Source organism: Bradyrhizobium sp. 149, assembly GCF_023073915.1.
GTDB lineage: Bacteria > Pseudomonadota > Alphaproteobacteria > Rhizobiales > Xanthobacteraceae > Bradyrhizobium.
In genome coordinates, this window is record NZ_JADPKK010000023.1 from 832,796 (window position 1) to 853,249 (window position 20,454).

Here is a 20,454-nt window from a genome sequence, read left to right on the forward strand (position 1 = left end):
CATGCCTCCAGCCATTCCTCTGGCAACCTACCGGCTTCAGCTCACCGCGGATTTCGACTTCGACAAGGCCGCCGCGGTGGTGCCCTATTTGAAGGCGCTGGGGATCACGCATCTCTACGCCTCCCCGGTCATGAAGGCCCGCAAGGGCTCGACGCACGGCTACGACACCGTCGATCACAGCCAGTTCAATCCGGAGCTCGGCGGCGAGGCCGGCTTCGCGCGGCTGAGCGAGGCGCTGACGCAGAACGACCTCGGCCTCATCATCGATTTCGTACCGAACCATGTCGGCGTGCACTTTGCCGACAATCCCTGGTGGCTGGACGTGCTGGAATGGGGGCAGGCTTCACCGCACGCCGTTTCCTTCGATATCGACTGGGATCAACTGGCCTTCCGCGCCCGTGGCGGCGTGCTGTTGCCGATCCTTGGAGCGTCCTATGGCGAAGCGCTCGAGCGCGGCGAGATCGAGCTGCGCTACGATGCGGAAGAAGGCAGCTTCTCCGCCTGGTATTTCGAACATCGATTGCCGATCGCGCCGGAGCGCTATGGCGAGATGCTGCGGATGATCGTGAACGAGGCGGGCGCGGCCGAGACCGAGGCCGGCAAGCGGCTGCTGTCGCTTGCGGCGCGCTACACGGGGCTGCGCCGCCCCAACCGCAAGGAAGCCCCCGGGTTCAAGGCGGAGCTCAAGGAGATCGCAGGCGGCGCCGACGTCATCGCGCGCGGCCTCGGCGCCTATCGCGCCGCCAGGGACCGTCCCGCGCAGACGCTGGCGCTGCATCACCTGCTGGAGCGACAAAACTACAAGCTCGGGCATTGGCGGCTTGCCTCCAGCGACATCAACTATCGCCGCTTCTTCGACGTCAACGGGCTCGCCGGCCTGCGCGTCGAGGATCCCGGCACGTTCGCCGCCACGCACCGGCTGGTGAAGCAACTCATTGCCGACGGCAAACTGCAAGGCATCCGGCTCGATCATATCGACGGCCTGCGCGATCCGGCGCAATATTGCCAGCGGCTACGTCGGCTGGTGCGCGACGCGCAGGGCACGACGAAGCCGTTCTATACGGTGATCGAGAAAATTCTGTGCGAGCACGAGCGCCTGCCGCATTTCGCCGGCGTCCAGGGCACCACCGGCTATGAGTGGATGAACGCCATCACTCACGTTCTGGTCGACGCCACGGGGCTTGAGGCCCTGGACGAAACCTGGCGACAGATCAGCAACCGGCCGCCGCGGCTCGCGCCTTACGTCAAGGACGCCAAAAGGCGCGTGCTGGAGACGCTGCTGACCAGCGAATTCACGGTTCTGACGCGGCTGCTCGCGCGCATCGCCAACGGACACTACTCGACCCGCGATTTTTCCGCCGACAGTCTGCGACAGGCGCTCGAGCTTTATGTGCTGCATTTCCCGGTGTACCGCACCTATTTGACGACAAGCGCGCCTGCGCCGAGCGATCGCAAGCTGATCGACGACACCATCGAGCACGCGCGCCGGGAATGGTTCGCCGCGGACGATGGCATTTTCGACTTCCTGCGCAACGCGCTCACCATGGACCTGCTTAAGCCTGGCCGCCCCCCGCACAGCGCCCCGCGGGTGCGCCGCTTTGCGCTCAAGGTGCAGCAATTCACTGGGCCGATGATGGCGAAGTCGCTGGAGGACACCGCGTTCTATCAATTCCACCGGCTGCTTGCGCTGAACGAGGTCGGCAGCGATCCTGCGAGCAAGGGCCTCACCATTTCCGCTTTCCACGGGACCATGCAGGCCCGCGCCAGGGGTTGGCCGCAAGGGATGACGGCAACTGCCACGCACGACACCAAGCGCGGTGAGGACGCCCGGGCGCGGATCGCAGCGCTGAGTGAAATTCCCGGCGAATGGACCAGCGCCGTGGCACGCTGGAAAGTCCTGAACGCGCCGCACCTCGCGCTCGACGGCAATCTGCGCGGCCCGTCGGCAACATTCGAATACATGCTCTACCAAACCCTGCTCGGCGCCTGGCCGCTTGGGGAGACGGCCGAAGCCGGCTTCGTCGAGCGCATCCAGGCCTATGCGGTCAAGGCAGCCCGCGAGGGCAAGGAGGAGACGAGCTGGCTCAACCCGCATGAGACCTATGAGAACGGCGTAACGAGCTTTATCGCGAAGATCCTCGATCCCGCGCTGTCAGGCGAATTCCTCGAGGCGCTGAAAACCCTGGCACGCCGCGTCGCGCTGCTCGGCGCGCTGAACGCGCTGAGCCAACTCACGCTCAAGGCGACCCTGCCCGGCGTCCCCGACTTTTACCAAGGCACCGAGTTCTGGGACCTGTCGCTGGTCGATCCCGACAACCGCCGCCCGGTGGATTTTTCCGCGCGGCACGCGGCACTGGGCACGCTGGACAATCCGGACTGGAATCATCTGATCAAGAGCTGGCCTGACGGCCAGCTCAAGCTGGCCTGGACGCGACACCTCCTCAAGATGCGCAACGAGCTTCCTGACGTCTTCGCGCGAGGTGACTATCGGCCACTTCAGGTGCGGGGCGCACATGCCGACCATGTCGTGGCCTTTGCCCGCCGCCACGGCCGCGCCGCGGCGATCGTCGCGGTCGGGCGCCAGTTCGCACCGTTCACGCAGGCAGGACGCGAATGGCCAGCGCTCGATGGGTTCGACGCGACCATCGACGTCACGGGTTACAATTTGCCGGGTTTCACAGGCAACGATTTGCCCATCGCGCAGGCGCTTCGCGCTTTTCCCGCTTCTGTAATGCCGGCACGCCCGGCGGGTACGGCAAAGCCGGTGCGACAGGGCACCCGCGCTTGAACGCTAGTTTTTCTGGTCCTTGCCCAACAGCAACTGGCCGCGCTTGCGGATCGTGGCCTGGGCCATCTCGGCAAAGCGCTGCAACAGCCAGGGCAGCACTACCTGCACCTTGACATGGTCGTCGGCGACGTCGACCTGACCGCTCGCAATCTGCCCCAGCGCACGGATGCGAAAATTCATGCTGTCCCCGCTCCAGCGCTCCTCCTCGACCTGCATCACTGGAATGCTGGCCGTGGCACGTCCGAGCCCGGTCTTGAGCCGGCGCACCGCCTCCTCGCGGCCGAGACGATGCGGAATGGAAACGACAAGCGGTGCTGACATGGCCCTCCCCGTTGGTGATTGAAGCCGCATAGTCATGCCCGCCGCTGCGCCAAAAGTTCCATGCAAGTTGGCCGGGCAACCGGTGTTTCATCGGCGGAACTTTAAAACCTGCGGCAAGTTGCCCTCGCACAACGGGACAGGTTGCAAACGACCCTTCTGACGAAGGGCTGGAGGAGATTTCGCATGTCTATCGGTACGATCATTCTGATCATTCTGGTCATCGCGCTGCTCGGCGGCTTCAGCGGCATCGGCGGGGGACCATTCTACGGTACCGGCTATTACGGCGGCGGCGGCCTCGGGCTCGTCATCGTCATCCTGCTGATCCTGCTCCTGCTCGGACGGATCTAGCCAAAAGAACGATTGCGTCAGGTGGGTTCGCGAAGGGAAACCCACCTGTTTCGCTGCCGCGGAGACAGTGGTGGGTTACGCCTTCGACCCACCCTATTTCATTTTCCCAGCCAGCTTCTTGATCGCTGACTTGATCGACGCGGCCGCATCGTCATAACCATCCCACGCCTTCGACCGCGGCAGCAGGCCGGGGACGCTGCGCAGCGTGTAGCGCTTCGGATCGAGATCGGTCTTCACCTGCGCCCAGGTGAGCGGCATCGATACGGTGGCGCCGGCGCGCGCGCGCGGCGACAGAGGGGCTACCGCGGTCGACATGCGGTCGTTGCGCAGATAGTCCAGGAAGATCTTCCCGTTGCGCAGCTTCTTGGACATGTTGAGCAGATAGCGCTCGGGAGCGTCGTCCGCCATCCACTGGCAGACGCCTTGCGCGAAGGCCTTGGCCTCCTTCCAGCTCACCTGGTCGCGCGCGCCATGACGCAGCGGTACCACGACGTGCAGGCCCTTGCCGCCGGTGGTCTTGCAGAAGCTTTCCATGCCGATGTCGGTCAGCCGCTGCCGCATCTCCTTGGCTGCCTCGACGACACCGGCGAAGACGACGTCCGGCGCCGGATCAAGATCGAACACCAGCCGGCCCGGCGTATCGTAGGCGTAAGGCGCGCAATTCCAGGGATGCAGCTCGACGCCCCCGATCTGCGCCACGGCCGCGAGCCCCTCGACGCGATCGATCTGCAGGTAGGGCTTGCGGTCGCCAGAGACCTGCGCGAGCTCCAGAAGGTTCGACGTGCCCCGCATGGCGTGGCGCTGGAAGAAGCATTCGCCCTTGATGCCGTCAGGCGCGCGGATCAGCGAGCACGGCCGGCCCTTCAGATGCACGATCATCCATTCGCCGACGGCTTCGAGATAGCGCGCGAGATCCAGCTTGGTGACGGGATCGCCATTGCCGTCGTCCGGCCAGAGCTCCTTGTCCGGCTTGGAGATGACGACACCCATCACTTCGGCACCGCCGCCGGCCTGGGCCGTACGTGCGCCCGTCTTCGCTTGCGCGGGCGGCTTGTTCGCGCGGGACTTGTTCGCGTGGGACTTGGCCTGCCTCGTCGAGGGTTCGGCAAGTTCGGTATCGACTGGTGTCTCGGCCTCGACCTCCTCCGCCGGCTTATCCTGCCGCAGACCCTTGAAGGCGGCCTGGCGAATATTGCCGTCGGCGGTGAAGCCGGCGAACTCGATCTCCGCCACGAGCTCCGGCTTCAGCCAGTGCACCTCGCGCGCTTTCTTCGGCGCGTTCTTGCCGCCGAACGGGCTCTTGTCCGAAGCCACCGCCTTCAGCTGCGGCATGATGCGTTTGACCTTGTCGGCGCCGAAGCCCGTGCCGACCATGCCGACGAAGGCGAGATGATCACCACGGTGCACGCCCGCCATCAGCGATCGGAATTTGCCATTGGTGGTCTTGTAGCCGCCGACCACGACCTCATGGCCGGCCCGGCATTTTGCCTTGGTCCAGCTTTCTGTCCGTCCCGAACGATAAGGCGCGTCCAGCTTCTTCGACACCACGCCTTCCAGCTCGAGCTTGCAAGCCGATTGCAGCACGGCGTCGCCGCCGCTTTCGAAATGCTCGACATAACGAATCTGACTCGATTTGCGCTTGCGCGCCTCCAGCAGCTCCTTCAATCGCGCCTTGCGCTCGCCGAGCGGCAGCCGGCGGCAATCGAGGCCTTCCGCAAACAACAGGTCAAAGGCGAAAAAGATGAGCTCTTCGGTCTTGCCGTCCGACAGCGCGGCCTGGAGCGACGAAAAATTCGGCGCCCCGTTGTGGTCGAGCGCGACGATCTCGCCGTCGATCATCATGTCCGGCAACGCGCCCGCCTCCTTCGCGATGCTTGCGAATTTTTCGGTCCAGTCGAGGCCCTTGCGCGTTTTCAACGTCGCCTTGCCATCCTCGACCCGAAGCTGCACGCGGTAGCCGTCGAACTTGATCTCGTGGCACCAGCCATCGCCGCCCGGCGGGCGCTCGACCAGCGTGCAGAGTTGCGGCGCGACGAAATCCGGCATCACATCGGCTTTTTTCGCCGTGGTCGCGGGTGCCTTCTTTGCTTTCTTGCCGCCCTTCAGCGCCGCGCGTGGCGCCGGCTTAACGGTGCGCCCCTTCGGCTCCTCGGCGCGATTGGACTGCCAGACCGCATCGGCCTTGCCCTTCGCGCCCTTCGTCAGCATGAAGGGTTTGGGCGCGCGCCCCTTGCCTCCGGCGATCTGATCCATCGTGCGGCCGGAGGCGACCGACTTGTCCTGCTCGAGAATGTCGTTGTCCGCACCCTCGCGGACATGTTCGTCGCGGTGCTTGATGAGGAGCCAGTTGGTCCGCTTGCCGCCGGTGCGGTCGTTGCGCATGCGCACCAGCACCCAGCTGCCGTGCAGCTTCTCGCCATGCAGGGTGAACTTCAGATCGCCCTTCTTGAAACCGCGTTCGGGGTCCTCGGATTCCCAGGTGCCGCGGTCCCACAGCATGACCGTGCCGCCGCCGTACTGGCCCTCCGGAATCGTGCCCTCGAAATCGCCATAGTCGAGCGGGTGGTCCTCGACCTCGACGGCCAGACGCTTGTCGTGCGGATCGAGCGAGGGCCCCTTCGTCACCGCCCAGGACTTAAAGACGCCGTCGAACTCGAGCCGCAGATCGTAGTGCAGCCGCGTCGCGTCGTGCTTCTGGATCACGAAGCGCCGCTGCTTCGATGGCGCCACGGCCGACTTGCCCGACGGCTCCGGCGTCTTCTCGAAATCACGCTTCTGTCGATATGTAGAGAGTTTTTGCAGCACGACCGGTCCCGCATTCTCTTTCGGCGATGAAGCCTAGCACAGCAAAAGTCCCGCCCGGAACCAAAACCCCACGGGATGGTTGGGGTTCCAAAATGCCTCGAAAGCCCTGGAGAACGGAATGGCACCGCGCGCCTATTGGAAGGGAACGTTGAGGCTCTCGCTGGTCAGCTGCCCGGTCGTGCTCTATCCGGCTGCGACCGCCGCGGAGAAGACGCGGTTTCACATGATCAACCGCGAGACTGGCAACCGGCTCAAGCAGCAGATGGTCGATTCCGAGACCGGCGATATCGTCGAGAGTGACCAGAAGGGACGCGGCTACGAGCTGCGCAAGGGCAAATATGTCGAGATCGAGCCGGAGGAGCTCGAAGCGGTGCAGATCGAGAGCAACCACACCATCGACATCGAGAGCTTTGTGCCGAGCGACGAGATCGACCAGCGCTATCTCAATCATCCCTATTATATCGCACCCGACGGCAAGGCTGCGGTCGATGCTTTTGCCGTGATCCGCGACGCCATGAAGGACCAGGACCGCGTGGCGCTCGCCAAGATCGTGCTCACCAATCGCGAGCACATCATCGCGATCGAACCGCTCGGCAAGGGCCTGCTCGGCACCACGCTGCGCTACCCCTACGAGCTGCGCGATGAGGGCCAGTTCTTCGACGAGATCAAGAGCCCGAAGATCACCAAGGACATGGTCGAGCTCGCCGGCCATATCCTCCACACCAAGGCTTCGCATTTCGATCCCAGCAAGTTCAAGGACGAATATGAGGACGCGCTGAAGGCGCTGGTGAAGCGGAAGGCCAGCGGCAAGAAAATTGAACTACCGGAGCCCGAAGAGCGGCCGAGCAACGTCGTCAGCCTGATGGATGCGCTGAAGCAGAGCCTGAAGGGACGCGGCGGCAAGAAGACGGCGGTGAAGTCCCACGCGCGCCGAGCATCGGGGCGACAGCGGGCCGCGAAGAAGACCCACAGGACCACGGCGCGGCAGAGGAAGGCGGGTTGATTCACTCCGATGTTGAAGCAGACCGCGCCACAGCCTCATTGGTGATGGGGTGAAAAACTAGTCCGCCGCCTTCAACCGATAGCCAATCCCGGTCTCCGTCAGCACATATTGCGGCCGTTCCGGGTCGGCTTCGATCTTCTGCCGGAGCTGGCGGACATAGACGCGCAGATATTGCGCATCCGTCAGTTCGTCCCATAGCTCCCTCAGCAGGAAGCGATGGGTGAGCACTTTGCCGGCGTGCTGCACCAGCACGCGCAGCAGGTCGTATTCCTTTGGCGACAGCTTGACGTCGCGCTCGCCGACCCTGACGATCCGGCGCACCAGATCGACCGAGAGATCGCCGGCGCGGAACACCGGACGCTCACCCTGGATCTGAAGCTGATGCCGCAGCGCGGCGCGCAGGCGCGCCAGCAGCTCGTCCATGCCGAACGGCTTTGTCAGGTAATCGTCGGCACCGAGATCGAGCGCCTGCACCTTGCCGACCTCGTCGCCCCGACTCGACAGCACCACGATCGGCACAGCCTCATTGCGGGCGCGGATGGTCCGCAACAACTCATGGCCCTGGATGTCGGGCAGGCCGAGATCGAGGATGATCAGCGCAGGATCCTCGCTGAGCTTCTCCAGCGCAATCTTGCCGTTCGACGCCTCCAGGATTTCATAGCCTTGCGTCGAGAGGCCCATTCGCAGCAATTTGCGGATCGGCGGCTCGTCGTCGATGACAAGCACCTTGATCGGGGCAGCGCTCATGCGGCGGTATCCAATGCGTGGGTCTGGGCTGGAATGGGCAGACGGATGGTCAGAACCGCGCCGCTCCGGTCGCTGCGGTTAGCGGCCGAGATCGTGCCACGCATCGCCTCGACGAAGCCGCGGGAGATAGCGAGCCCGAGCCCGGTGCCGGGACGGACATGGTCGCCCTTCTGCACGCGATAGAACTTGTCGAACACGCTCTCGAGCTCCTCAGACGGAATGCCGTCGCCCTCGTCGGCGATTTGGAGCACGACATGATCGCTGTCACGCCGACTGCGGATCGAGACCGTCGCGTGGGGCGGCGAATATTTCGCGGCGTTGTCGAGCAGGTTGAACAGCACCTGCTCGAACAGCACCGCATCGAGCTGGAGCATAGGAAGGTCTGCGGCCAACTCCAGTTCCACCTTGTGGGCGGCGAGGATCTTGGCTGCACGTCGCAGCGCGCTGCCGACGATCTCTCCGAGATCGTGCAACGCCGTGTTGGGCGCGATGGCGCCGGATTCGAGCTTGGTCATGTCGAGCAAATTGGCGATGAAGCGGTTGAGCCGTTCGGATTCGTCGATGACGGTGGCGAGCAGGTCGCGTTTCTCGGTATCGGAGAGCGCGCTGGCGAGATCGCGCATGGTCGAGGCCGCACCCAGCACGGACGCAAGCGGCGTCTTCAGGTCGTGTGAGATCGAGGTCAATAATGCGGAACGCAGCCGCTCGGATTCGACGGTGCGCTTGACGCGATCGACGTCCTCGACCAGCAGCACGCGCTCGATCGCCAGCGCGCCTTGGTCGACCAGCGCGTCGAGCAGGCGACGCTGGTCCGGGGTCAGCAGCGGACCGGTGCGGTCGTTGTCGATTCCGATGACGCCGATTGCACCACGCCCGGTGCGCATCGGCAGGAACAGCCGTTTTGCGCCCGGCAGCGTATCCGAGCCGCGGCCCGCGGGACGATCGTTGCTCCAGGCCCAGTTGGCGGCGGCAAGATCAGCCTGATCGAGATCGTCCTCGGGCGGATAGCCTGATTTCACCGTGAGCAGACCCTCGTCCGGCAACAGCAGCACCACGCGGACTTTCAGCATCAGCGCGATCTGGTAGGCGGTCGCCCACAGCACGTCATCAAGCGTACCGGTGCCGGCGAGCTTGCGGCTGAAAGCATAGAGCTGCTCGGTGGTCCGGATGCGGCCAATCGCGGCATCGGCCTGGGTGCGGACCCGTCCAGCGACATTCGACACCACGAACGCAATCAGCATGAAGAAAAAGAACGCCGCGACATTGGTGGGATCGGTGATGGTGAAGGTATAGACCGGCGGCAGAAAGAAGAAATTGTAGGCGAGCGACGCCGCGACACTCGCGAGCAGCGACGGCCACAATCCGTAGCGGACGGCAACCGTCACCACGGCGGTCAGAAACATCAGGTCGACGTTCTCGATGCCGACATACGGCTTGATGGCCACGGCGGCAGCAAGGCCGAGCGCGGTGATCCCGAGTGCCTTGAGATAGGGCCGGGCATCGAACGGGTCCGATCGCGCCGCGGTCTGCACCGCCGTCTTCGGCGCCGGCTCGCCCGTGAGCTCGTCGCCAGGGATGACATGCACACTGATATTCCCGGCGCGGCGCACCAGATCGTGCACGACGGAGCCGCGCGTCATCTCGAACCAGAGCGAGCGCGTCGACTTGCCGATCACGATCTGGGTGACGTTGTTGCCCTGCGCAAAGTTGACGACGTCGTCGGCGAGGCGGCGGCCGACGGCGGGAATCGTCAGCGCCTCACCGCCGAGCGATTCCGCGAGCCGCAGCGTATCGGCCAGCCGGTCGCGCTCCTCGTCGGACAATTGCAGGGATCTCCGCGTCTCGATCGAGAGCGCGGTGAACGGCGCGTGCAGCCGGTCGGCCAGCCGCTTGGTGTAGCGCACGAGGCTGGCCGCGCGCGGATCCTCGCTGACGCACACAAGGAAGCGGTCGCCGGCGGCCCAGGGACCGGAAATCGCGTTCGCCTGCATGTGGTTGAGGAGCTGCTCGTCGACCCGTTCGGCCGTACGCCGCAAGGCGAGCTCGCGCAGCGCCGTGAGGTTGCCTGGCGAGAAATAATGCTCCAGTGCCCGCTCCGCCTGCTTGGGCACATAGACCTTGCCCTCCTTCAGGCGCTGGATCAAATCATCAGGCGTGAGGTCGATCAGCTCGATGGCGTCGGCGCGGTCGAACACCGAATCCGGCACGGTCTCGCGGACCCGCACATGGGTGATCTGGGCGACGACGTCGTTCAGGCTCTCGATGTGCTGGATGTTGACGGCGGTATGGACGTCGATCCCATGTGACAGCAGCTCCTCGACGTCGAGGTATCGCTTGGGATGCCGGCTCCCAGCCGCGTTGGTGTGGGCAAGTTCGTCGACCAATGCAATTTTCGGCCGGCGCGCGATCACGGCATCGAGGTCCATCTCCTCGACGATCTGGCCCCGATGGTCGAGTCTCTTGCGCGGGATCACCTCCAGCCCGCGCACCAGCGCCTCGGTCTCGGCGCGGCCATGGGTCTCGACAAAGCCGACCACGACGTCGATGCCGGCCTTGCGCCTGGCATGTGCGCTTTGCAGCATCTCATAGGTCTTGCCGACGCCGGGGGCGGCGCCGACGAAGATCTTCAGCTTGCCGCTCGCGCCCTCTTCCCGGCGCGCTGCTTCCAGCAGCGCCTCGGGGGACGGTCGTTGTTCGGGATCGCGGCGCTCTCGGACCATTTTGCCAATATAATCATCCGCGCGCCGCGAGCCTAGGCCGCTACTTGGCGGCGGTGCGATCCAGTGAAAGATTCAACGCCAGAACGTTAACCTGAGGTTCGCCAATGAGGCCCAGCAGCCGGCCTTCCGTGTTGGCGGTCACAAGCTGCTTGACCTGATCCTCCGGCATATTCCGCGCCTTCGCCACGCGCGGGACCTGGAATTGCGCCGCCTCCGGCGAGATGTCGGGATCGAGGCCGCTGGCTGACGTGGTCACCAGGTCGACCGGCACGGCGGCGTTGGGATTCTCGCCCTCGAGCTTGTCCACGTCTTCCTTCAGCCGGTCCGCCAGCGCCTTGCTGGTCGGGCCGAGATTGGAGCCGCCCGAATTGGCGGCGTTGTAGGGCGCCGATACTGTTTTGGTCGAATCATTCGGGTCCGGCGCGACCGTCGCCGAGGGGCGGCCTTGGAAATATTTGTCGTCCTTGAACTCCTGCCCGATCAGGGCGGAGCCGACCACCTTGCCGTCCTTCTCGATCAGGCTGCCCTGCGCCCGTGCGGGGAAGAGCGCGCCGGCGATGGCCGTCATCGCAAGCGGATAGGCCAGCCCCGTGATGACGGTGAGCACCAGCAAGAGGACGATGGCCGGGCGGATTTCTCGGAGCATGTGTTTTTTCTCCTATCTCTTTCGTCATTGCGAGGAGCGAAGCGACGAAGCAATCCAGTCTCTCAGCCGTTGCAAGAATTCCGGATTGCTTCGCTTCACTCGCAATGACGGGGTTAAGCCAGGTGCAAGGCCACGACCACGAGGTCGATCGCCTTGATGCCGATGAAGGGAATGACGATACCGCCGAGGCCGTAGATCAAGAGGTTGCGCCGGAGCAGTGCGCCGGCCCCGACCGCGCGATAAGCGACTCCCTTCAGCGCCAGCGGGATCAGCGCGATGATAACAAGCGCGTTGAAGATGATTGCCGACAGGATGGCGCTCTGCGGGCTCGACAGGTTCATGACATTGAGCACGTTGAGCTGGGGGTAGAACGCCAGGAACATCGCGGGAATGATGGCAAAGTACTTCGCGACGTCGTTGGCGATCGAGAACGTGGTCAGCGCGCCGCGCGTCATCAGGAGCTGCTTGCCGATCTCGACCACCTCGATCAGCTTGGTCGGGTTGGAATCGAGGTCGACCATGTTGCCGGCTTCGCGGGCCGCCTGCGTGCCGGTGTTCATGGCGACACCGACGTCTGCCTGCGCGAGCGCAGGCGCATCGTTGGTACCGTCGCCGCACATCGCCACCAGCTTGCCTTTGGCCTGCTCGTCGCGGATCAGCTTGAGCTTGTCCTCGGGGGTTGCCTGCGCCAGGAAGTCGTCGACGCCGGCTTCCGCTGCGATCGCGGCGGCCGTCATCGGATTGTCCCCGGTGATCATCACGGTGCGAATGCCCATGCGCCGCAGCTCGGCAAAGCGCTCGCGGATGCCGCCCTTCACGATATCCTTGAGCTGGATGACGCCGAACAGCTTGCCGTCCCTGGCGACCGCCAGTGGCGTGCCGCCAGCTTTCGATATTTCGTCGGCAATGGTCTGGACCTCGCGGCCGATGTCCGAGAGTCCGGCCGGCTGGATGGAACGAGCCGTGTTGCCTGAGGCGACCACCAGCGGTGCACCGCCCCCGACATAGTTGAGCATCGCGTCAACCGCGCCCTTGCGGACCGACGAGCCGCCGGCATCGACGCCGCTCATGCGGGTCTGCGCCGTGAACGGGATGAAGGTGGCTCCCAGCTCGGCCATGTCGCGGCCGCGGATGCCGTATTTCTCCTTGGCGAGCACCACGATCGAACGGCCCTCCGGCGTCTCGTCGGCGAGCGAGGCGAGCTGGGCCGCGTCCGCGAGCTCCTGCTCGGTCACGCCGCGCACGGGACGGAAGGCCGTTGCCTGCCGGTTGCCAAGCGTGATCGTCCCGGTCTTGTCCAGCAGCAGCGTGTCGACGTCACCGGCGGCCTCGACGGCGCGGCCGGACATCGCCAGCACGTTGAAGCGGACCAGGCGGTCCATGCCGGCGATGCCAATTGCCGACAACAGCGCACCGATCGTGGTCGGGATCAAGGTCACGAACAGCGCGACCAGCACGACCACCGAGATCGAGCCGCCGGCATAGGCCGCATAGCTCGGAATGGTGATGGTGGCGAACACGAAGATGATGGTGAGGCCGACCAGCAGGATGTTGAGCGCGATCTCGTTCGGCGTTTTCGCCCGCTCGGCGCCCTCGACCAGCTTGATCATGCGATCGATAAAGGTCGAGCCCTGCGCTGCCGTGATCCGCACGCGGATCCAGTCCGACAGCACCTGGGTGCCGCCTGTTACCGCTGAACGGTCGCCGCCGGATTCGCGGATGACAGGCGCGGACTCGCCGGTGATCGCGGCCTCGTTAACGGACGCGACGCCCTCGATTACCTCGCCGTCGGAGGGAATGGTATCGCCGGCCTCGACCAGCACGATGTCCCCAACCTTGAGACTTGTGCCCGGCACGCGCTTGACCGCCTGACCTGCACCGCTCAGGAGCTTGGCCTGGCTCTCGGTGCGGGTCTTGCGCAGCGAATCGGCCTGCGCCTTGCCGCGGCCTTCGGCGACCGCTTCGGCGAAGTTGGCGAACAGCACCGTGAACCAGAGCCAGAGGATGATCTGGAAAGTGAAGCCCAGGCCGACACCTCCCGTAAGGATATCGCGCAGGAAAATCACGGTGGTGAGCGCGGCCACGACCTCGACCACGAACATCACGGGGTTTTTGGCCATCAACCGCGGATCGAGCTTGATGAAGGACGCGCGGATCGCGGGCACGACGATTTTGGGGTCGAGCATCGCCGAGACGGACGCCCGCTTTTGCAGTTTCATGGTTTCCATGGAGGTCACTCCAGTCATCAGAAGAGGTTGCCGGCGTTCATCGCGAGATGCTCGACGATCGGACCGAGCGCGAGCGCCGGGAAGAAGGTCAGGCCGCCAATGATTAGGATGACGCCGACGACGAGGCCGACGAACAGGCCGCCCGTGGTCGGGAACGTGCCCGCCGACGGCGCGATCGACTTCTTGGCCGCCAGCGAACCCGCAATCGCCATCGCCGGGACGATCATGAAGAACCGGCCGACGAACATGGCGCTTGCAAGCGTGAGGTTGTAGAAGATCGTGTTGCCGGTGAGACCCGCGAAGGCCGAACCATTGTTGCCGGTCGCCGAGGTGAAGGCATAGAGCACCTCGGTGAAGCCATGCGGCCCGGCGTTCGCCATCGAGGCGACCGCCGCCGGGTAGACCACGCCGACCGCGGTCCAGCCGAGATACATCAGCGGCAGCACCAGGATCGCGAGCATCGCCATCTTGACCTCGCGGGCCTCGATCTTCTTGCCGACATATTCCGGCGTGCGACCGACCATCAGGCCAGCGACGAAGATCGCGAGCACGACGAACACCAGCATGCCGTACAGGCCGGCGCCGACGCCGCCGACGATGATCTCGCCGAGCTGCATGTTGATCAGCGGGATCATGCCGCCAAGCGCAGTGAAACTGTCATGCATGGCGTTAACCGCGCCACAAGACGCGGCGGTCGTGATCACGGCGAACAGTGAGGACGCGACGATGCCGAAGCGAACCTCCTTACCCTCCATGTTGCCGCCGGTCAGGCCGAGCGCATGCAGGGTCGAGGTGCCGCTGGCTTCCGCCCAATAGGTGACGGCGACGCCCGCCAGGAACAGCACGCCCATCACGGAGAGAATCGCCCAGCCCTGGCGCTGGTTGCCGACCATGCGACCGAACACGTTGGTGAGCGCCGCGCCGAGCGCGAAGATCGACAGCATCTGCACGAAGTTCGACAGCGCGGTCGGATTCTCGAAGGGATGCGCGGCATTGGCGTTGAAGAAGCCGCCGCCATTGGTGCCAAGCATCTTGATCGCGACCTGCGAGGCGACCGGCCCGACCGCGATGGTCTGCTTGACGCCTTCGAGCGTCGTCGCCTCGACATAGCCACCGAGCGTCTGCGGCATGCCCTGGGAGACGAGGAACAGCGTGTAGACGACGCAGATCGGCAGCAGGACGTAGAGTGTGCACCTGACCACGTCGACCCAGAAATTTCCGACGGTGCGCGCCGAGGCGCGCGAGAAGCCGCGGATCAGGGCGACCGCCAGCGCGATGCCGGTTGCCGCGGACAGGAAGTTCTGGTGCGTCAGGCCGAGCATCTGCACGAGATAGGACAGCGTGCTTTCGCCGCCGTAGTTCTGCCAGTTGGTGTTGGTGATGAAGGAGACCGCGGTGTTGAAGGACAGATCCGCGGCGACCGCCGACTGCCCGGCAGGATTGAACGGCAGTACCGCCTGCAGCCGCATCACGCCGTAGATGATGAGGAAGCCGCCGACGTGGAACAACAGCATGGCGACCGTATAATTCAGCCAATGCTGCTCGCGCTTCTCGTCGACGCCGGAGAACCTGTAAATGCCGGCCTCGATCGGCCGCAGCACCGGCGACAGGAACGTCCGCTCGCCGTTGAACACGCGCGTCATGTACCAGCCGAGCGGCTTGGTCAGCGCGACGATAATGACGCAAAACAGAATGATCTGGAGCCAACCGATCACAGTCATGGAATCAACCCTTCAGGCTTGGTGCCCAGCGCATGAGCGGCAGGAGCACCGAGAGCAGGCAGGCAACGAGCACGGCGTCCGCCAGCAGTAATTCGAGGAGAAGCAGCACGGTCAGAACCGTTCAGGCCGAAGCAGCGCGTAAGTGAGGTAGATCAGGAGGCCAAACGAAACGGTGCCGGCGAGCGCATAATCGAAAATCATGGTCCGCTCCGTCACAGCCGTTCGCAGGCGTAGGTGTAGCCGATCGCAAGGGCAAAAAAGACGAAGCCCAGCGCCAGCATCAGAATGTCCATCATGGCGATACTCCTTATTGCTAGACGGTATCCGGCGTAACCAATCTCTCGATGCCGGCAGGCCGCTTGCTCCGCGCGACTGCAACGGGCGTCTGCGCCCGGCCGGGACTTTCACCGTGCTGAAGTGCCACCGCGTGCATAGATTTTCGAGATGAGGCCTATGGCGAAGTTATAGGAATCTCATAAAGGCCGGCACGTCTTCGCCAGCGGCGATGCGACACTGACAACGCATTCCAGGCGGTCTTTCCGGGCAGGTGGCGCAGCGACGCGATCCACCGTCACCATCGCTACCCATCCTTAAGGCAGACTGTGGGGATGGTCTTTTCAAAATGCCGGTTTCTATAAGCCTTCACCTTTTGATGGCGATGACAGTCAAGAATGAGCGCTGTCTTTGGCCTCTTACCCGAAGGCATATGCACACTTATGCAATTCTTGGATCTCTCGCCCGCTCCTCATCTCGTTTTCAAACGTGCTTCCAGCCATCTTGGGCATGCCGGCCGATTGACCGACACCAATTCCAGGAGGCCTGAACATGACCGCCGCACTCCGACATTACGATCCACCTTCGTTCAGCGAACGCCTGCGCGATGCGCACGCAATGACGCGACCGTTGATGCTCGAGATCATCGACCACGCCTGCCGGCACTTCCCCTCGCTTGGACAAAACGGCTGCACCGCGCGCGTCATGCGACTGGTCGACGCGGAAGTCTGGGCCGATGCCGCACTGGCGCTGACGCTAATCGCGCTGAAGACGGCGATCTATGTCTGGCGCCTTCAGGCGTGACCAGCTCCCCCTAAACCGTGAGGTAGTCAGCAAATGGTCGAGCTGAAGATCATCATCCTGGTCGCATTGATGGCGGTGCTCCTGCTCGGCACGCGCATCGCGGCGACGCCAACTTCGGACAGCTAGCGTGCAGCCGCGCAAGCGAAATCTGGAGCAGGCGGTCACCACGACCGTCCTGACGGTGACTTTAAGCCTGGTCTGGGGCGCCGTCCTGACGCTCGTCATCACACTCGTGGTGCGCGCGCTCGGAGCCTAACCTCAGGCAATCGACCGCGAATTGACCATGGCTGCCTTCGAGGCGAGCAATCGGCTCCGCAGCGCGGTCTCGATGCCCGCTTGAAGCCACATATCCCGCACCAAAAACACCTGGCCGATCTGGCGCGGTTTCACGGAACCGTGTAGATCGGTTTCATGAGCATCAGCAACGTCAACGTCGTCGCCCATCCCCTGGTCCAGCATAAGCTATCCCTGATGCGGGAGAAGGACCGCTCGACCAAGAGCTTTCGCGAGATCCTGAACGAGATCGGGATGCTGCTCGGTTACGAGGTGACGCGCGACCTGCCGCTGGAGCTGGTCGAGATCGAGACGCCGATTGCGCCGATGCAGGCGCCGAAGATCGCCGGCAAGAAGCTCACGCTGGCGCCGATCCTGCGCGCGGGCGTCGGCTTCCTCGACGGCATGCTGGCGCTGATGCCCTCGGCGCGCATCGCCCATATCGGGCTCTACCGCGATCCCGATACGTTGCAGGCCGTGGAATATTACTTCAAGGCGCCGCAGGACCTGTCGGACCGCACCGTGATCCTGATGGACCCGATGCTGGCAACCGGCAACTCGGCCTGCGCCGGCGCCTCCCTGCTCAAGGCGCGCGGCGCCCGCGACATCCGCTTCGTCTGCCTGCTGGCCGCCCCTGAAGGCATCGCGCAGTTCCAGAGCGAGCATCCGGACGTGCCGGTCTGGACCGCCGCGATCGACGAGCGGCTCAACGACCACGGCTACATCGTGCCGGGCCTAGGCGACGCCGGCGACCGGATGTTCGGCACCAAGTAGACAGCTTTGTGCGATCGGGTTACTTCGGTTGCCATGCCTACCAACGAATTTTCGCTACAATCGCTGATCCGCACCGAGGCCGCCGCTGATCCGGCCTTCGTGTTCGACGGCACATGGGTCTCGCGCGCGGAATTCTCAGAAAAGATCGAGCAGACTGCCGCCTGGCTCGCCGCGCAACGCATCGGCAAGGGCGACGTCGTCGCGGTCTGGCTGGTCAACCGGATCGAATGGATCGCGCTGCTGTTCGCCGCCGCCCGCCTTGGCGCAATCGTCGCCGCCGTCAATACGCGCTACCGCAGCGCGGAGGTCGCGCATCTCCTGAAGCTGTCCGGCGCCAGGCTGACGGTGGTCGAAGCCGCGTTCCGCTCGATCGACTTTGCCGCTATCCTCGCCGACATCGCCAGGGACGAGGTGCCTGCGCTCCAAAAGCTTGCAGTTGTGGGTGGGGATGAGATTGCCGCCCAATGGCCATGCGTGCGCTTCGATGCCTTCGAGAAGCCCTATCCGCCCGCCCTGCCGGCTCAGGACGATTTCGACCTGCCGGTTCTGCTCTACACGACATCGGGCACCACCAAGGGGCCGAAGCTTGTCGCGCATTCGCAGCGAACGTTGGCCACACATGCCGCCTCGGTCGCCGAGGCGCTAAAACTCTCGCCGCAGCGCCATTCGCTGCTGGCGATGCTGCCGTTCTGCGGCACCTTTGGCATGACGAGCCTGCTCGGCTTCGTCGCAGCGGGCGCGACCGTCCATGCGCTCGACGCCTTCGAGGCGGCGCCGGCGCTCAAGATTCTCCGCGAGTGCAGGATCACGCACTCCTTTGGCTCGGACGAGATGTTCCGCCGCATCCTCGCGCTCACTGAGGCGTCGCGCCCGTTTCCGCATCTCGAAGTCTGTGGCTTCGCCGCGTTCCAGCCCGGCTGGCGCGAGCTCGCCGTGGAGGCCGAGGCGCGCGGCATGCCCCTGTTCGGCCTCTACGGTTCGAGCGAGGTGCAGGCACTGTTCTCGATCGCACGCTCCAGTGATTGCTTCGCCGATCGCATCGAGGGCGGCGGCTGGCCGATGTCGCCTGACACGATTGTGCGTGTGCGCGACACGGAGACCGGCGAGCTCGCGGCCCCAGGTGTCTCCGGCGAGATCGAGATCAGCGCGCCGTCGCGCTTCCTCCGCTATTTCAATAACCCGGACGCGACGCGCGATGCGATCACGGCCGACGGCTTCTTCCGCACCGGCGACATCGGCCGTCTGCGGGGTGGCGGCGCCTTCGTCTACGAAACCCGCGCGGGTGATGCGATGCGGCTCGGCGGCTTCCTCGTTGCGCCGGGCGAGATCGAGGACGAGCTCAAATCGTGCGCTGGTGTGGCCGACGCCCAAGTGGTTGCCATCGATCTGAAGGGACAGGCGCGCTGCGTCGCCTTCGTGATCCCGGCCCAGGGACCTCACACAGAGCCGCCACGGCAGGACAAGCTGGTCGCACACCTGCGTGAGCGACTTGCCGGCTACAAGGTGCCCGCGCGGATCTATCTCGTGGACGCCTTCCCCGTCACCGACAGTGCCAACGGGGTCAAGATCCAGCGCGCCAGGCTTCGGGCCATGGCGATGGACCGGATCGCCGCTGAATAGCGTCTACGGGCTTCGCTTCATCGACAAAGCTGCGCCGATAGCGCAGCGCGGAATGCTCAGTAAGACTTGGCCAGACCAAGCACCTTTTCCGCGATGAAGCTCAACGCGAGCTGCGGGCTCACTGGTGCGATGCGCGGAATCAGGCTTTCACGCAAATAGCGTTCAACGTGAAACTCCTTGGCATAGCCGAAACCGCCATGGGTCATCACAGACTGCTCGCAAGCGTGGAAGCCAGCTTCGCCCGCGAGGTATTTTGCGGCATTGGCGGCGCCGCCGCAGGGCATGCCCCTGTCGTATTGCCAGGCTGCCGACATCACCATCAGCCAGGCCGCCTCGAGTTCAACCCAGTTTACGGCCAGCGGGTGCTGAATGCCCTGGTTCTTGCCGATCGGCCGGTTGAACACGATTCGGGTCTTTGCGTATTCGGCCGCGCGCGACAGCGCGAGCTTGCCGAGGCCGACGGCTTCCGCCGCGATCAGGATGCGCTCCGGGTTCATGCCTTCGAGGATATACTGGAAGCCTTTGCCTTCTTCGCCGATCCGGTCTTCCATTGGGATTTCAAAGTCCTCGAAGAACAGCTCGTTGGAATCGACGGCCTTGCGGCCCATCTTCTCGATCTCGTGGACCTTGATCTTGTTGCGGTCGAAGTCCGTGTAGAACAGGCTCAGCCCATGCGTCGGCGAGCGCACGTCCTCCAGCGGCGTGGTGCGCGCCAGCAGCAGGATCTTGTGGGCGACCTGTGCGGTCGAGATCCACACCTTCTGGCCGTTGACGATGTAGCGGTCGTTCTTGGCCACCGCGCGGGTCTTGAGTTGCGTGGTGTTGAGGCCGGTGTTGGGCTCGGTGACGGCGAAGCACGCCTTCTCGCGGCCTTCGACCATCGGCGGCAGCATCCGCTTGCGCTGCTCCTCGGTGCCGAACACGACGACGGGGTTGAGCCCGAACACGTTGATGTGCACGGCGGATGCGCCCGACATGCCGGCGCCGGATTCGGCGATGGCGCGCATCATGATCGCGGCTTCGGTGATGCCGAGCCCGGAGCCGCCGTAAGCTTCCGGCACGCAGATGCCGAGCCAGCCGGCGTCGGCCAGCGCCCTGTGGAAGTCGTGCGGAAAGCCGCCGTCGTGGTCCTTCTTCAGCCAATAGGCATCGGGAAAGCCTTCGCAGATCTTCGCGATGGCGTCGCGAATGGCCTCCTGCTGATCGGTGAGCGCGAAATCCATGTGCTTAATCTCCTTGCGGCCACTCGCGCTCTTGAGCTCGAAAATCTGAGTACATAAACGTCAATTTCCCTGTCAAGTGGGTGTACCATGGCTGACGTCATGTGTCTGGGATCGTCCGACCGGAACGATCAATCAACGGCAAATGCCGCCGCACGGCAAT

Annotated in this window: 16 protein-coding genes; 7 read left to right on the plus strand and 9 right to left on the minus strand. The window is 64.3% G+C overall.

The genetic code is table 11. From position 1 onward, the window contains the following. Position 1: 1 nt before the first annotated feature. Positions 2-2,788 carry a malto-oligosyltrehalose synthase gene (gene treY, locus IVA88_RS31755; RefSeq protein WP_247501114.1) on the plus strand — a complete coding sequence of 929 codons (2,787 nt, stop codon included), beginning with the start codon at positions 2-4 and terminating at the stop codon, positions 2,786-2,788. Between the two features lie 3 nt (positions 2,789-2,791). On the opposite strand, the gene IVA88_RS31760 is transcribed toward treY, so the two are convergent. Then, a complete protein-coding gene (locus IVA88_RS31760) occupies positions 2,792-3,109 on the minus strand; it encodes a polyhydroxyalkanoic acid system family protein (RefSeq protein WP_247501115.1) in 318 nt (105 codons plus the stop codon). A 183-nt stretch (positions 3,110-3,292) separates the two neighbouring features. On the opposite strand from IVA88_RS31760, the gene IVA88_RS31765 reads away from it, so the two are divergent. Continuing rightward, entirely contained in the window at positions 3,293-3,457 is a 165-nt protein-coding gene (locus IVA88_RS31765; protein WP_007595743.1) for a DUF3309 family protein, read from the plus strand. 93 nt (positions 3,458-3,550) lie between these two features. On the opposite strand, the gene ligD is transcribed toward IVA88_RS31765, so the two are convergent. After that, positions 3,551-6,262 (minus strand): DNA ligase D, encoded by a 2,712-nt coding sequence (gene ligD, locus IVA88_RS31770; protein ID WP_247501116.1) that lies wholly within the window; start codon positions 6,260-6,262, stop codon positions 3,551-3,553. A gap of 118 nt (positions 6,263-6,380) precedes the next feature. Between ligD and IVA88_RS31775 the strand changes: the two genes are divergently transcribed. After that, positions 6,381-7,265 carry a Ku protein gene (locus IVA88_RS31775; protein ID WP_247501117.1) on the plus strand — a complete coding sequence of 295 codons (885 nt, stop codon included), beginning with the start codon at positions 6,381-6,383 and terminating at the stop codon, positions 7,263-7,265. Positions 7,266-7,322: 57 nt separating this feature from the next. Here IVA88_RS31775 and IVA88_RS31780 read toward each other — a convergent pair whose 3' ends face one another. The 6 genes from IVA88_RS31780 to IVA88_RS31805 all read right to left on the minus strand — a co-directional run bounded on the left by IVA88_RS31780 (position 7,323) and on the right by IVA88_RS31805 (position 15,528). Continuing rightward, positions 7,323-8,012, minus strand: coding sequence for a response regulator transcription factor (locus IVA88_RS31780; RefSeq protein WP_247501118.1), 690 nt, complete (start codon positions 8,010-8,012; stop codon positions 7,323-7,325). After that, complete coding sequence (locus IVA88_RS31785) at positions 8,009-10,732, minus strand: sensor histidine kinase KdpD (protein WP_247501119.1); 2,724 nt, start codon at positions 10,730-10,732, stop codon at positions 8,009-8,011. The genes IVA88_RS31780 and IVA88_RS31785 overlap by 4 nt, the downstream gene beginning before the upstream one ends. Before the next feature lie 40 nt (positions 10,733-10,772). Continuing rightward, positions 10,773-11,378, minus strand: coding sequence for a K(+)-transporting ATPase subunit C (locus tag IVA88_RS31790; protein WP_247501120.1), 606 nt, complete (start codon positions 11,376-11,378; stop codon positions 10,773-10,775). 113 nt (positions 11,379-11,491) lie between these two features. Further along, positions 11,492-13,606 carry a potassium-transporting ATPase subunit KdpB gene (gene kdpB / locus IVA88_RS31795; protein WP_247501121.1) on the minus strand — a complete coding sequence of 705 codons (2,115 nt, stop codon included), beginning with the start codon at positions 13,604-13,606 and terminating at the stop codon, positions 11,492-11,494. Between the two features lie 17 nt (positions 13,607-13,623). After that, entirely contained in the window at positions 13,624-15,327 is a 1,704-nt protein-coding gene (gene kdpA, locus IVA88_RS31800; protein WP_247501122.1) for a potassium-transporting ATPase subunit KdpA, read from the minus strand. A gap of 111 nt (positions 15,328-15,438) precedes the next feature. After that, entirely contained in the window at positions 15,439-15,528 is a 90-nt protein-coding gene (locus tag IVA88_RS31805; protein WP_008133410.1) for a K(+)-transporting ATPase subunit F, read from the minus strand. A 624-nt stretch (positions 15,529-16,152) separates the two neighbouring features. Between IVA88_RS31805 and IVA88_RS31810 the strand changes: the two genes are divergently transcribed. From IVA88_RS31810 to IVA88_RS31820, 4 genes are all read left to right on the plus strand, one after another. Continuing rightward, the gene (locus IVA88_RS31810; protein ID WP_247501123.1) at positions 16,153-16,404 is read left to right on the plus strand and encodes a hypothetical protein; all 252 of its coding nucleotides are present in this window, start codon (positions 16,153-16,155) and stop codon (positions 16,402-16,404) included. A gap of 127 nt (positions 16,405-16,531) precedes the next feature. Continuing rightward, positions 16,532-16,660 carry a hypothetical protein gene (locus tag IVA88_RS32510; RefSeq protein ID WP_256466865.1) on the plus strand — a complete coding sequence of 43 codons (129 nt, stop codon included), beginning with the start codon at positions 16,532-16,534 and terminating at the stop codon, positions 16,658-16,660. Positions 16,661-16,815: 155 nt separating this feature from the next. Further along, positions 16,816-17,451, plus strand: coding sequence for a uracil phosphoribosyltransferase (upp, locus tag IVA88_RS31815; protein WP_247501124.1), 636 nt, complete (start codon positions 16,816-16,818; stop codon positions 17,449-17,451). A 33-nt stretch (positions 17,452-17,484) separates the two neighbouring features. Further along, the gene (locus IVA88_RS31820; RefSeq protein WP_247501125.1) at positions 17,485-19,071 is read left to right on the plus strand and encodes an AMP-binding protein; all 1,587 of its coding nucleotides are present in this window, start codon (positions 17,485-17,487) and stop codon (positions 19,069-19,071) included. Between the two features lie 56 nt (positions 19,072-19,127). Here the strand turns inward: IVA88_RS31820 and IVA88_RS31825 are convergent, their stop codons facing one another. Further along, positions 19,128-20,294 (minus strand): acyl-CoA dehydrogenase family protein, encoded by a 1,167-nt coding sequence (locus tag IVA88_RS31825; protein ID WP_247501126.1) that lies wholly within the window; start codon positions 20,292-20,294, stop codon positions 19,128-19,130. Between the last annotated feature and the right edge of the window lie 160 nt (positions 20,295-20,454).

Coding starts and splice junctions, on each gene's coding strand:
- IVA88_RS31765 (WP_007595743.1), top strand. CDS start 3,293: ATGTCTATCGGTACGATCATTCTGATCATTCTGGTCATCGCGCTGCTC.
- IVA88_RS31775 (WP_247501117.1), top strand. CDS start 6,381: ATGGCACCGCGCGCCTATTGGAAGGGAACGTTGAGGCTCTCGCTGGTC.
- upp (WP_247501124.1), top strand. CDS start 16,816: ATGAGCATCAGCAACGTCAACGTCGTCGCCCATCCCCTGGTCCAGCAT.
- IVA88_RS31820 (WP_247501125.1), top strand. CDS start 17,485: ATGCCTACCAACGAATTTTCGCTACAATCGCTGATCCGCACCGAGGCC.
- IVA88_RS31780 (WP_247501118.1), bottom strand. CDS start 8,012: ATGAGCGCTGCCCCGATCAAGGTGCTTGTCATCGACGACGAGCCGCCG.
- treY (WP_247501114.1), top strand. CDS start 2: ATGCCTCCAGCCATTCCTCTGGCAACCTACCGGCTTCAGCTCACCGCG.
- IVA88_RS31790 (WP_247501120.1), bottom strand. CDS start 11,378: ATGCTCCGAGAAATCCGCCCGGCCATCGTCCTCTTGCTGGTGCTCACC.
- IVA88_RS31785 (WP_247501119.1), bottom strand. CDS start 10,732: ATGGTCCGAGAGCGCCGCGATCCCGAACAACGACCGTCCCCCGAGGCG.
- kdpA (WP_247501122.1), bottom strand. CDS start 15,327: ATGACTGTGATCGGTTGGCTCCAGATCATTCTGTTTTGCGTCATTATC.
- IVA88_RS31760 (WP_247501115.1), bottom strand. CDS start 3,109: ATGTCAGCACCGCTTGTCGTTTCCATTCCGCATCGTCTCGGCCGCGAG.
- IVA88_RS31805 (WP_008133410.1), bottom strand. CDS start 15,528: ATGATTTTCGATTATGCGCTCGCCGGCACCGTTTCGTTTGGCCTCCTG.
- IVA88_RS31810 (WP_247501123.1), top strand. CDS start 16,153: ATGACCGCCGCACTCCGACATTACGATCCACCTTCGTTCAGCGAACGC.
- kdpB (WP_247501121.1), bottom strand. CDS start 13,606: ATGGAAACCATGAAACTGCAAAAGCGGGCGTCCGTCTCGGCGATGCTC.
- IVA88_RS31825 (WP_247501126.1), bottom strand. CDS start 20,294: ATGGATTTCGCGCTCACCGATCAGCAGGAGGCCATTCGCGACGCCATC.